Genomic DNA, 12,453 nt, shown 5'->3' on the forward strand with positions numbered 1-12,453 from the left:
GAGTGACCGCGACCGAAAGGCTGTCTTTCGTTCGAATTGCATTGCGGCGAGAAACCGCTCAGGTGCGCGCGGCCATGACCCGCAGCTGCTTCTTGTCGATCTTGCCGACCGGATTGCGTGGCATCTCCGCTGTCAACACGATCGAGGCGGGGACCTTGAATGCCGCGAGTTCCGCACGGCAGTGCTCGGCCAGCTCTTCGACGGTGACCGTGGCCTGGGGCGCCGTGACCACATGGGCGACCGGTACCTCGCCCAGCACAGCGTCGGGCACACCGACTACCGCGGCTTCGTGGACAGCGGGATGCCGGTAGAGCGCGTTCTCGATCTCCTTGGGGTACAGGTTCTCGCCGGCCCGGATGATCATGTCCTTGATCCGGTCGACCAGAACCAGGTAGCCGTCGGCGTCGAAGTAGCCGACGTCGCCGGTGTGCAGCCAGCCGTCTACGACGGTCGCGGCCGTTTCTGTCGGCTTGCCGAGGTAGCCGCGCATCACGTTCGCACCGCGAATGACGACTTCGCCGGGTTCACCGGGCGCCGACAACACGCCGTCGACATCCATGATCGCCACGGTCTGACCGGCCAGCGGAAGCCCGACGGTGCCCGGCTTCCGTTGGCCCACTACGGGATTGAGGGTCGATGCGCAGGTTCCCTCGGACAGCCCGTAACCCTCGACGATCGGCACACTGAAGCGCTGCTCGAACCGCGCGATGAGCTCGGCGGGCATGGGCGCGGCACCGCAGATCGCCAAGCGCAACGAGGAACTGTCGGGACGAGGACCTTCGGGCTGGGCCACCAGCATCGCGTAGATGGCGGGCACCGCCGAGAAATAGGTGGGTCGTACCCCTTCGACCGTGTCGAAAAAGCCTGAGGCGGAGAACTTTCCGGCGATGGTGGTGCGTCCGCCCGCCAGCAGCGGCGACAGCACGCCGGTTACGATGCCGTTGACGTGGAACAGCGGCAGGATCAGCAGGCTGTGGTCGGTCTCGTTCAGGCCGATCGACTCGACGATCATCGCGCACATGGCGGCGAGGTTCTCGTGACCGAGCAGCACGCCCTTCGGCCTGCCGGTGGTACCGCTGGTGTAGATGATCAGGGCCAGATCGTCGATCGGCGCGGCGGCTGGGACCGGATCGGCACGCTGGGCCAGCGCCGCGACGTCGAGCGTGACCGCGGGCCTGCCCGGTTCGCCGATGACGACCACGGCGCCCGAGTCCTCGATCTGGTATCGGATGTCGTCGTCGGTGAGCCCGGGATTCACGGGGGTGACCGCGGCGCCGAGCCGCCAGGCCGCGAACAGGACGACCACGAGGTCCACCCGGTTGGGCAGCACGACCGCGACGACGTCGTCGGGCCGCACGCCCGCCTGGTGCAGGACGGCGGCAGCGGTGTCCACCCGAGCGCTGAACTGCGCGTTCGACAGTGTGTCGGTGTCGTCGGCGATGCAGTGCCCGTTCGGGTCGGCAACGGCTCTGACCTCGGGCAATTCGGCGATGTGTCGCATGATTCCTTACCGGTGACGAATGTGATCTGGGTTACATCACTCACGGTAGGGCGCGCATTCGACTCCGACTACGGGCCCGCAGCCCAGCGTTGCGTCGCCGTGTTGTGCCACGAGCACAAACAGCGCCACGCACCCGTGCCCCGGGGGGTACTGTCTGCGGCCATGGCCGACGACAACGATCAACTGGTGCGTGCGGTGGCGGGCCGGATCAAGGCCGACCTGAACCACCTGTCACCGACGATGATCACCATGTTCACCGAGGTCATCCCCGAATTCCGGCACGACGACGAAGTGCGAAGGCTGATGGTGGCCAGCACCGAGTCCAACCTCTCCGCGATCCTGGACATGCTCACCCTGGCTATCGGCCTCGACGACGTCACCGTCCCACCGGCCGCCGCCGAGTACGCCCGTCGCTTCGCCCAGCACGACCTGTCGCTCGAAGCGCTGCTGCGCGCCTATCGACTCGGCGAGAACATGTTCATCCAGTGGACGATCGCGCTGCTGGCCGAGTTGAACCCGGCTACCGACGTGGCGATGGCCACCGCAGCTCGCATCGCCCACCTGGTCAACGGCTACATCGACCAGGTGATCGAGGGCTTGATCGACATCTACGAGAGCGAGCGCCGCCGCTGGGACGCGCGCACCGACGCCGCCCGCGCCGCGCAGGTGCGCGCTGTCGTGGAGGCCGATGACCTGGATGTGGGTTCGGCCGAGCAGATGCTGTCGGCTTCCCTGCGCGGCTGGCACCAGTTCGCGATGCTGTGGACACCCCAGGGAACCCGCGATCCTCGCGCGTCCTTGCGCGCGGGCACCGCCTTGCTGGCTGCCGCGACCGGCAAGACGCCGATGACCGTGGAGGTCGACGATCACAATCGGTGGGTGTGGATCTCCTCGGTGGCACGACCAGTGCTCGATACCGAACAGCTCGCCCACGATCTGCGCGCCCATCCGAATCTGTCCATCACCCTGGGTGATCCGGCCTCCGGACTGGAGGGGTTCCGCGAGACCTTCCGCGACGCGCAGCGGGCCAGGGCGGTCGCGCTGACCAGGCGAGAGCACGGACTCACCGTCCATTCCGACGTGGCATTGACCGCCCTGTTCGCCGACCGGGTGCCCGAGATGCAGGTATGAGCCGGGCGCGTCCTCGGCGCGCTGATGGGCCCCGACGAGACGGCCGCACGACTACGCGAGACCCTCCGCGCCTTCCTCGACGCCCGCGGTAGCTACACCGACGCCGCCGCCCGCCTGCACGTCCACAAGAACACCGTCCACTACCGGGTGCGCAAAGCCGAGGAGCTGCTCGGACACCCACTCGGCGAGCGCAGACTCGATATCGAAGTGGCTCTGCTGACCTGCGCCCAACTGGGCATCCCCGACGCTCCCCACAGCCCTCCTCGATGAGCTGATCAATCTCCGATGCAGCGTGCTCCTTTGATACCGACGGCAAGTTCGGACCCGTCGGCGGAGACAACGGAGACGCTGTTCACGTCCTCGGTGTAGGCGACAGTCGCTGCCGCAGTACAGATTCGGAGTGCGGTCTGAGCACCGGTCGGACCGTCGGCCAGATCAGTCTCGATGGTGACGGCGGTGCATTGGCCAGTTATCGAGACTCGGGTGATGGCGAACTCGGAAACGGCGTTCCTGATCTGATCGACATCGCCGCACCCGTCGCCGGTCGGCTGGAGACTCGCAGGAGATGACGCTGATGCCGGTACCCCGGTCGAGGTGTCCGATGTGCTCGCGCACGCGGCCGAGATGCCCAGTGCCGCACAGACAGCGAACCAGCGCAACGCATCGCAGGAGCTGCTCATCACATAGTCTGCGCGTCGATGAGCGCGCCGGTCGCGTGTACGACATCGAGATGCTCTACCACCGGCTCGCCCGGGCGGTGGCCGGCGAAGGCGGTGTCGACGGCGGGATGGATGCGATCTTCGAAGGCACGAGTGCAGTGCGCCTCGGATTCCCACACGTCGATGTAGCGCAGCCCGCCGTCGGCCCGGCGCACGCACAGGTGGAGGAGCGAGCCGTCGAGCGGCTCGGGGCCGAGCTCTTCGATGATCCGGCGGTAGAGCTCCTCACCGATAGGGACGTCTTGAATGTAGGCGTAGACCATGGCCGTATCCCTTCTGAATTGATCCGAATACGGTTCGGATCAATAGTGGGTAGGATAAGCGTCCATGGACGAGAACGTCAAGGTCGGCAAGCGTCGATACAACGCTCCGCGGCGCGCCGCGCAGGCGGCGGATACGCGTCGTGCGATCCTCGACGCCGCGCGGCGCTTGTTCGTTCAGAACGGGTACGCCGCCACCACTGTCAGCGAGATCGCCACGGAGGCCGGCGTTTCCGTCGACACTGTCTATGCGTCCATCGGTCGCAAGCCGGTGCTGCTCCGAGAGCTCGTCGAGACCGCCCTCTCCGGCACGGACCAAGCGATTCCGGCCCGGCAGCGGGAGTACGTTCGCGCGATCGGCCAGGCGACATCGGCCGAAGACAAGATCGCGATCTACGCCCACGCGCTGGCCGCGATCCAGCAACGGCTCGCGCCGATCTTCCTCGCCCTGCGCGATGCCGCGACGAGCGACGCGTCCTGCGCCCGGGTATGGGCGGAAATCGGCGATCGGCGGGCCGCCAACATGCGCGATTTCGCGGCCGACCTGCGCAGCACGGGGCAGCTGCGCAAGGATCTGTCCGACGACGAGGTAGCCGACATCCTCTGGAGCATGAACGCGACCGAATATTGGGTGCTCCTTGTCGGCGAACGCCGTTGGACGGCAGAGCGCTTCCGCGACTGGATTATCGACGCATGGACCCGCTCGCTGTTGACCGACCCCGAAGCGCCCCACGCCTGAGCCGGTACTGCCGCCTGTACCGAGCCCACGTTCGGGGACTGTCGAGGTGGCGGCGGTGTGCCATGATCGGCAGGGTGAACAATGTGGGCGATTCCGCATTCGATCGAGCCGGGTTCGATCAGCTCGTCGGCTCGCTGCGCGCGGAGTTGCATGTGCACTGCTATCGACTCCTCGGCTCGGTGCACGACGCCGACGACGCCTTGCAGGAGGCGATGCTGCGCGCCTGGCGTTCCCGTGCGAATCTCACCGACCCGCAGAAGTTCCGGCCCTGGCTGTACAAGATCGCTACGAACCGGTGCCTGACCATGCTCGAGCAGCGCGGACGCCGCGAACTGCCGATGGACAGCGCACCGAATGAGCCTGCGGCCGAACGGATCTGGCTTGACCCCTTGCCAGGTATCGGTGCGGGCGAGCCGGGACCGGAGGCTCGCTATACAGCGAGGGAGGCCGTGGAACTAGCTTTTGTGGCGATGATCCAGCAGCTGCCAGGACTCCAGCGCGGCGTCTTGATCCTGCGCGATGTCCTCGGCTTTACGGCACACGAGACAGCCGAATTGCTCGACGTGACCGTCGCGTCGGCCAACAGTGCCTTGCAGCGCGCTCGAGCGCACGCCGAACAGAACGCTTCCACTTCGTCACAAGACCCGGGTGATCCGCGGACTCGTCACCTCGCCCAGCGCTACGCGGCCGCGTGGGAGGCCGCCGACGTGGACGGCATCGTCGAACTGCTCGCCGCCGACGCGAGGTACGCCATGCCACCGCTGCCCGAATGGTATGCCGGGCAGGCAGCCATCCGAGACTTCCTGGTGGCCGAGCCGTTGCGCTGGCGCTGGCGTTTCCTGCCCACCGTGGCCAATGGCCAACCAGCCTTCGGCACCTATTCGTGGGATGCCGACAGCCGCGTTTTCACTGCCATGGCGCTCGATGTGCTGGTGGTGCGCGACGGCGCGATCACCGACGTGGTGTCGTTCCTCGATCCGACGCTTTTCCCCCGTTTCGCACTTCCGGGCACCGTGTCCGACTGAATTCCCGCCCGACGATTATTTCGGCACCCATCGCAGGGTCATATGGGCAGTGGGACGTCCCCACCGGCCGAGACCCGAGCGCCTCGGCACATCGAAGGGAGACCGACATGTCGGAAGACCAGGCCCAGATCCGCACACTGGTACACGCGTGGGCGAGCGCTATCCGTGACCGCGACCTCGACCGCGTACTGGCCGACCACACCGCCGACATCGTCATGTTCGATGTTCCGCCGCCACAGAACGGGGTCCGCGGCATCGACGCCTACCGGGAAACCTGGCCGCCCTTCTTCACCTGGCTGGCGCGCGGCGCGCAGTTCGACATCGTCGAACTCGACGTGACCGCGGGAGCCGACGTCGCCTACGCGAACGCTCTGCTGCGCTGCGGTACTCCAGAAGACGTTGCCGCACAGCCGGATACGCGCTTGCGTCTCACTCTTGGCCTTCGCAAGGACCACGGACGCTGGGTTATCGCGCACGAACACCACTCGTTCCCGGACACAACCGTCACAGACCCCCAGCCGCGTCTGAACGGATAACCCGAATGTCGAAGCCACGGCAAACGGCCTGATCGCTGTTGCGGCGGCGGGCAGCCCGACGGAATCACCCGAGCGAAGCTCGTCGCCACACTGAGTCCTACACCGGCACCATCGAAGACTTCCGTCAGTTCTACGGCGGTCTACCGGACCTGCCACGGCCCGGCCGGGCAGTCGCCGGGCCGTGGCATGAGTCCCGATCGCGCGTTGGCGTCAGCAGTCTCGGTCCGCGACCAGCGCCGCGAGCAGGTCCAGGTCTGCCAGGGCTCCGGCGTCGGACCCGACCTGCGAGATCGCCGACATCGCTTCCTCGTACAGCTGTCGCGCTTGCAGGCGACTCCATTCCCGCCCGCCTGCGGCTTCGATCAGCTCGGCGGCGCGAACCAATTCGCTGTCGTCGAGCGGCTTTTCGCGGAGGTAGAGGTCGGCGAGCGCACCCGCTTCGGGGGTGTTCGAGCGCAGTGCGAACACCACCGGCAGCGACTTCTTGCGGCTGCGCAGGTCGGAGAACACCGATTTGCCGGTGACGTGCGGGTCGCCCCAGATGCCGAGCAGGTCGTCGGTGTGCTGGAAGGCACGGCCGAGGCGCCTGCCGAACTCTTGCAGGTGCAGGAGCTCACCGGAGTCCGCGTTTCCGAACAGGCCACCGAGGGCGGCCGAACATCCGAACAGCGCCCCGGTTTTCTGGTCGACCATGGTGAGGCATTCGTCGACCTCGACATCGGTGCGCCGCTCGAATCCCAGGTCGGCGCACTGGCCCTCGACGAGGTGCAGCACCGAGCGGCTCATCAGGTTCGTCGCTTCGACGATCGGTGTGTTCGGCTCCGCGGCGAGCAGGGAATAGGCCTGGGCGACCAGCGCGTCGCCGGCGAGGATGGCAGGACCGATACCGAAAGCGGTCCACGCGGTCGGGCGGTGCCGTCGGGTGGTGTCTCGGTCCATCACATCGTCGTGGAGCAACGAGAAGTTGTGCACCAGTTCGACCGCGACGGCCGCACGCACGGCACCTGCCACGTCACCGCCGGTCAACCGGGCGGCCGACAGAACAAGCGCGGGGCGAATCGCCTTGCCACCGTCGTGCTTTTCCGGCCGCCCTGTCGGGTCCCACCAGCCGAAGTGGTAGCCGACGATAGTGCGAACCGTGGCAGGCATCATCTGCACGGCGGCGTGCAGGGTGGCGGAGCATGCCTCGCGACATTGATCGAGTACCTCGGCGGCCGTGCGTGGGCTCGGTGACACCGCGGGTGCTGTCACGGGTGTCTGCGCCAGGATCGGCGTGCTCGCGGCCTGCGGAGTGCTCATCGATTCACCTGCACTTCGGTCAGTGCACCGAGAGCGTCCGGAACAAGAACGGCCGCAGCGTGATTGGCGCTGATGAGGTAGGAGGCGATCGCCCGATCATCGATGCCGGTGAAGCGGACGTTGATGCCCGGCTCGACTTCGTCGGGCAGGCCGGTCTGGCGCAGGCCGATCACCCCGTCGTCGGATTCACCGATCCGCATCGCCAATATCGTGCTGGTCCCGCTCGGCGAGATCGGGATCTTGTCCGAGGGCAGTAGCGGCACATTGCGCCACGCGTGCACCCGCTTTCCCTCGATTTCAGTGGGATCCGGGTAGATGCCCCGGGCCGTGCACTCGTGGCCGAACTGAGCGATCACACGGGGGTGGGCGAGGAAGAACGCGGTCTTACGACGGCGAGCCAGCAGGCGATCGAGGTCATCGGGTGTCGGGCGGCCGGTGGCAGAACACAACCGCTGACTCGGGTCGACGTTGTGCAGCAGGCCGTAGTCGTGGTGGGTCAGCAGGTCGAGTTCCTGGCGTTCCCGCAACGCTGCTATCGACAGGCGCAGCTGCTGGTCGAGCTGGTTCATCGGCTTGTTGTACAGGTCGGTGACCCTGGTGTGTACGCGCAGCAGCAGTTGCGCGATACTGAGCTCGAGTTCGCGCGGTTGCTGGTCGTAGTCGACGTAGGTCCCGGGCAGGGTCGGCTCGCCCTGCTGGCCCGACAGCAGTCCGATCGCCGCCTGACCGTATTTGTCGGCACCGGTTCGTTCGGCGGCGACCGCGGTTCCGAGGTCGGCGACGTGGGCGGCCAGACGGGGTTCACGGGCACACAATGCGTCGAATACCGCGCGCGGCAACGCCAATACCGTGCAGGCGGTGTTCGCGGTAGCCGTGTATTCCCAAATGGCTTGTCCACCGAGAAGAGTGGCGGCGCCGAGGTGGCTGCCGTCGTCGAGCACGTCGAGCTGTACCTGCTGGCCGTATTCGCCGGGGCCGGTCAGCACGACCCGGCCGTGGGCGAGCACATAGGCCGCATCGATTTCGTTGCCGAACTCGCAGATCGTCTCCCCCGCCGCGAACTCCTGCTGAGTGAACAGGCGGGCGAGCTCGACCAAGGTGTCGTCGTCGTCGAAATCGCGCAGCGCCCGCAATTCGCGCAGTTCGGCCGGAATCACTTGATAGCGGCCGTTAGCCAGCGTGCAGGTGACGTAGCCGTCCCCGACGGTGTAGGTCAGGCGCCGGTTGACTCGGTAGGTTCCGCCGTCGACCTCTACCCAGGGCAGCATGCGCAGCAGCCAGCGGGGCGTGATTCCTTGCATCTGCGGAACAGATTTGGTGGTGGTCGCCAGCGTACGGGCGGCGGCGACACCGAAGGCGGTCGGTGGATTCTGGGCGGTGCTTGTCACGAGGAAGTCCTTCCCGGCGAGGTGGCATGGGTGGCGACGCGCGGACGAATGCGGGCGGCGGCGGTGCCGATACCCGAGGGTCCCCACGTGTGGACCGGGCGGGCGGCAGTGTGCGGTTGCCTGCCGACCGGGTAGTGCAGGTTCTCCGGGCTGTAGCGGCTGGTGCCGCGATGCCAGTGCAAGATGCCCGCGATCCAATCACGCAGTTCGTCGATGTAACTGGTCAGCGCCGCGCGAGCGGTGGCGTCGAGCCCGTGGTGTTCGAACAGGACGGGCAATTCGTCGTCGACGAGTCGCTGGAACTGTCGCATTCTGGCCCGCATCAGGTCGTCGACGACCTTGGCGGCGATGTCGCGGTCGCAATCGAAGAACGACTCGACCACCAGGATCGCGTTGTGCAACTCGGCTTCGTACTCGATCTCCTTCTGATAGGAGAAGAAGTCGTTGATCAAACAGCCGTAGTCATGCGCGGCGTGTTCGATGCCGCGCATGGTGGTGGACTCGAACACCGCATCGGGTATCAGGCCGCCGCGGGCGATCTTCGACAGCGCGATCGTCAGATCCGAGCCGAAGGTGCGACGGCGCATCTCCAGGTAGTCGACCGGGTCGGGGACCCGATGCTGGATGTGGTTGGCCAGCTCCCACAACCAGCTTTCGGTCATGGATTCCACCGCTTGCCGGAACGTACGCCGCGCTGCCGGCGACATCGGCCGCGCGGTGCGCGACCACAGGTCCACCAGTGACCGTTCCAACGGATTGACCGGTGTACCAACCACTTTCAAGTCCAATGGCATGAACGTCGACAGTCTGGCGTTGCAGGCTTTCGCCCCGGCCATCGCGGCAGCACCCTGGGTGGGTGGGAAGACGGTGGGAAAGTAGTCGTCGCCCCAGGTCCCCCAGGTGAGCCATTCGGCCGACAGCGTCAGCGCCTCGATATCGGCGTCGGGATCCAAACCGGCTGAGCACAGCGCGAAATCGAACCCGACCGTGTCCTCGCGAGCCCACAACTGCCGCCCACCGAGCTCGGGCAGCGGATCGTGGAATCCGACCTGTTGCGCCCACTCGATGCTGGCCGCGCGCGCCACGGGCAGGTGCGGCGACAGACTCAGTTCGAACGGCACATCGAAGTCCGGCAGCGGCAACTGCCCGGTGCGGCGCAACGGAATCTGGCGGTGACTACGCGCTCCGCCCGGCCCGGCCAGACCCTTCCAGAACCCGGGTCTGGCCAGTTCGGTGCCGAGCCCCGCGGGACCGAACGACATCGGTCCCGCCGCCGCGGAGCGGTTCATGTACCGATTGGACCGCAGATGCCATTCGTGGCCACCCGACTGCCAGTCCTGCAGACCTTGCGCATACGACAGCGTCGCCGCGCACTGCACCGCGTCCAGCCTGTGCTCGTCGAACAGCAGGGGCAGCTCGGTGAGCACGGTGTTCTCGAACTGGTGGATCCGCGAGGTGAGCTGGTCGTTGACGATGTCGGCGGCCTGCTGGGGCGAACAGTCGAAGAACCGCTCCACCACCAGGACTCCGTTGTTCACCTCGCCTTCTTCCTCGGTCTCGCGCTGATACGAGAAGATGTCGTTGCGCAGGTGCACCGCGTCGGAGAAGGTGTCCTTGAGCACGCGCATCGGCCGGGTGCCGACGACGGCTTCGGGAATCTCGGTGCCGCGGGCGTACTCCACCAGATCAGCCGACCACGGTGCGCCGCCGACTCTGCGCCGCATCTCGATGTAGTCGATGGGGTTGGGAATCCGGGCGGTATTGATGTTGCCGATCTCCCATACGCAGTCGAGCAGCAGGTTCCGGGTGCTTTCGCGGAACCGTTCCTGCCAGCCCTGCGACATCGACGGCACTGTCCGCGTCCACAGGTCGGCGAGACCACGTTCATCGGGGTTGGTCGGTTCGGGCATCGCGGCACCATCGGGCGGCATGAACGTGGCCAGGCGGTCGAGATATCGCCGTGCGCCGTCCATGTCACCGGTGCGTTTGAAGGCATCGAGGAAGTGGTCGTCGAAGTAGAAAACCCAGGTGTACCAGTCGGTGACGGTGTCGAGCACCGGTGCGCTCGCCTCCGGATGGGTATAGGCGCACAGGCCGGCATAGTCCATGCCGTCGAAACTCGCCTCCTCCCACACCACGTCGCCACCGACGGTGTCGCCGAGCATTCCCATCTCGTAGGCCCACTGTTTGGTATGTGCCCGTGCTTGTTCCACGTGCGCGTTCAGCCGCGCGGGATGAGCGACGTAGAACTCGGGCAGCTCGAAGGGCTGCACGATGTCAGGCCTCGGCGCCGAGCTGCACGTTCTCGAGAATGGCGAGGGCATCGGGCACCAGCACGGCGCCCGAGTAGTAGGTGCTGACCAGGTAGGAGATGATCGCCTTGTCGTCGATGCCCATGAAGCGCACGTTCAGTCCGGGCTCGTACTCGTCGGGAATCCCGATCTGGCGCAGGCCGATCACGCCCTGGGCCGCTTCACCGGTGCGCATCAGCATGATCGAGGTGGTGCGGCTGGCCGAGGTGCCGATCTTGTTGCACGGCAGGATCGGTATGCCGCGCCACGACGGCACCCGATGCCCGTTCAGCTCGGTGCTCGTCGGGTAGATGCCGCGGCGGCTGCACTCGGCGCCGAAGGCGGCGATGGCCTTCGGATTGGCCAGGAAGAACGTGGGTTCCTTCCAGACCAGGGCCAGCAATTCGTCCAGGTCGTCCGGTGTCGGCGGACCGGTGCGGGTGCTGATCCGCTGACGGGGTGTCGCGTTGTGCAGCAGACCGAAGTCGCGGTTGTTGACCATCTCGTCTTCTTGGCGCTCGCGCAGGGCCTCGATGGTCAGCCGCAACTGCTGTTCGATCTGGTCCATCGGCTTGTTGTAGAGGTCGGCGACTCGGCTGTGGACCCGCAGCACGGTCTGCGCGATGCTCAACTCGTATTCGCGCGGCGACAGGTCGTAGTCGACGAAGGTGCCCTGCAACTGCGGCTCACCGTCGTGACCGGAGGCGAGCTCGATCGAACTCTCGCCGTAGGGATTTGCCCGCTCATCGGCGACGGCGTCGTCGAGCTGGGCCACCCGCACGTGCTCGCGCAATCCTTCGATCCGTGCGCTGACCTCGGCCAGAGCGCGGGAGGTGAGGACCAGGCAGGTGCACGCGGTGACGGCTTTGACGGTGAAGTCCCACGGCTGCGCGTCGGCACCGAGGATCCGCTCTCCGATGAACCGGCCGTCGGTCATGATCTCGAGAACGGTCGACTCGTCGTAGGCGCCGGTGCCGAGCTTGTCGGCCTTGCCGTGGGCGAGCACCACCAGCTCTTCGGCCGGCTGACCGGCTTCGGCGATGACGTCGCCGGGCGCGTACTGCCGTTCGACGAAGGAGTCCGCAAGCACCTGCAGGGCAGCGTCATCGGAGTACTGGCGCAGATGACGCAGCTCACGCAGATCGGGTGCGAGTACCCGCGCCTGGCCCGCGGTGTCGTAGCAGGTGATCAAGCCGTCACCGACCGTGTAGGTGAGGCGACGGTTGACGCGGTACACACCACCGTCGGCCTGCACCCACGGCAGCAGTTTCAGCAGCCACCGAGAGGTGATGCCTTGCATCTGCGGCACGGATTTGGTGGTGGTTGCCAGATTTCGCGCGGCCACAGTGCTGAGGCTCAGCTGGGCGGCGGCAATGGTTCCAGAGAATGGTTCAGCCAGTTCAGTCATGAGTTCTTCCTGCTTCTAGAGACATGGGAGAAACGAGATGACACACCACGGGGGAACGAATGAATCAGTTATCCACCGGCTATCGATAGCGGCAAAATGACTGTAGCGGAAAGCATGCGATGTTCGAGGGCGATTGAGTCGAATTCTGTTGTGCGC

11 protein-coding genes are annotated in these 12,453 nt (G+C 66.2%); 5 read left to right on the forward strand and 6 right to left on the reverse strand.

Annotated elements, in window-relative coordinates:
* Positions 1-58: 58 nt before the first annotated feature.
* Positions 59-1,501: a class I adenylate-forming enzyme family protein gene (locus NS1_RS04975; protein ID WP_062982039.1), complete on the reverse strand. Its 1,443-nt coding sequence runs from the start codon at positions 1,499-1,501 to the stop codon at positions 59-61.
* Between the two features lie 162 nt (positions 1,502-1,663).
* On the opposite strand from NS1_RS04975, the gene NS1_RS04980 reads away from it, so the two are divergent.
* Both NS1_RS04980 and NS1_RS41505 read left to right on the forward strand, forming a co-directional pair.
* Positions 1,664-2,632 carry an RsbRD N-terminal domain-containing protein gene (locus NS1_RS04980; protein WP_255284422.1) on the forward strand — a complete coding sequence of 323 codons (969 nt, stop codon included), beginning with the start codon at positions 1,664-1,666 and terminating at the stop codon, positions 2,630-2,632.
* A 24-nt stretch (positions 2,633-2,656) separates the two neighbouring features.
* The gene (locus tag NS1_RS41505; RefSeq protein ID WP_255284423.1) at positions 2,657-2,902 is read left to right on the forward strand and encodes a helix-turn-helix domain-containing protein; all 246 of its coding nucleotides are present in this window, start codon (positions 2,657-2,659) and stop codon (positions 2,900-2,902) included.
* 409 nt (positions 2,903-3,311) lie between these two features.
* On the opposite strand, the gene NS1_RS04990 is transcribed toward NS1_RS41505, so the two are convergent.
* The gene (locus NS1_RS04990; RefSeq protein WP_062982043.1) at positions 3,312-3,614 is read right to left on the reverse strand and encodes a hypothetical protein; all 303 of its coding nucleotides are present in this window, start codon (positions 3,612-3,614) and stop codon (positions 3,312-3,314) included.
* A 64-nt stretch (positions 3,615-3,678) separates the two neighbouring features.
* Here NS1_RS04990 and NS1_RS04995 point away from each other — a divergent pair, with 64 nt between their 5' ends.
* The 3 genes from NS1_RS04995 to NS1_RS05005 all read left to right on the forward strand — a co-directional run bounded on the left by NS1_RS04995 (position 3,679) and on the right by NS1_RS05005 (position 5,911).
* Positions 3,679-4,350, forward strand: coding sequence for a TetR/AcrR family transcriptional regulator (locus NS1_RS04995; RefSeq protein WP_062982045.1), 672 nt, complete (start codon positions 3,679-3,681; stop codon positions 4,348-4,350).
* Positions 4,351-4,433: 83 nt separating this feature from the next.
* The gene (locus NS1_RS05000; RefSeq protein ID WP_218019897.1) at positions 4,434-5,375 is read left to right on the forward strand and encodes an RNA polymerase subunit sigma-70; all 942 of its coding nucleotides are present in this window, start codon (positions 4,434-4,436) and stop codon (positions 5,373-5,375) included.
* Between the two features lie 107 nt (positions 5,376-5,482).
* Positions 5,483-5,911: a YybH family protein gene (locus NS1_RS05005; RefSeq protein WP_062982049.1), complete on the forward strand. Its 429-nt coding sequence runs from the start codon at positions 5,483-5,485 to the stop codon at positions 5,909-5,911.
* Between the two features lie 210 nt (positions 5,912-6,121).
* Here the strand turns inward: NS1_RS05005 and NS1_RS05010 are convergent, their stop codons facing one another.
* The 4 genes from NS1_RS05010 to NS1_RS05025 are packed head-to-tail and all read right to left on the reverse strand — an operon-like array spanning position 6,122 to position 12,297.
* A complete protein-coding gene (locus NS1_RS05010; RefSeq protein ID WP_084503499.1) occupies positions 6,122-7,210 on the reverse strand; it encodes a family 2 encapsulin nanocompartment cargo protein polyprenyl transferase in 1,089 nt (362 codons plus the stop codon).
* Entirely contained in the window at positions 7,207-8,598 is a 1,392-nt protein-coding gene (locus NS1_RS05015) for a family 2B encapsulin nanocompartment shell protein (RefSeq protein ID WP_062982052.1), read from the reverse strand. The genes NS1_RS05010 and NS1_RS05015 overlap by 4 nt, the downstream gene beginning before the upstream one ends.
* Entirely contained in the window at positions 8,595-10,871 is a 2,277-nt protein-coding gene (locus NS1_RS05020; protein ID WP_062982054.1) for a terpene synthase family protein, read from the reverse strand. Before NS1_RS05020 ends, NS1_RS05015 begins: the two co-directional genes overlap by 4 nt.
* 4 nt (positions 10,872-10,875) lie before the next feature.
* On the reverse strand, positions 10,876-12,297 hold the full coding sequence (locus NS1_RS05025) for a family 2B encapsulin nanocompartment shell protein (RefSeq protein ID WP_062982056.1): 1,422 nt from the start codon (positions 12,295-12,297) through the stop codon (positions 10,876-10,878).
* Positions 12,298-12,453: the final 156 nt, after the last annotated feature.

This window comes from Nocardia salmonicida NBRC 13393, from assembly GCF_001613085.1.
GTDB lineage: Bacteria > Actinomycetota > Actinomycetes > Mycobacteriales > Mycobacteriaceae > Nocardia > Nocardia salmonicida.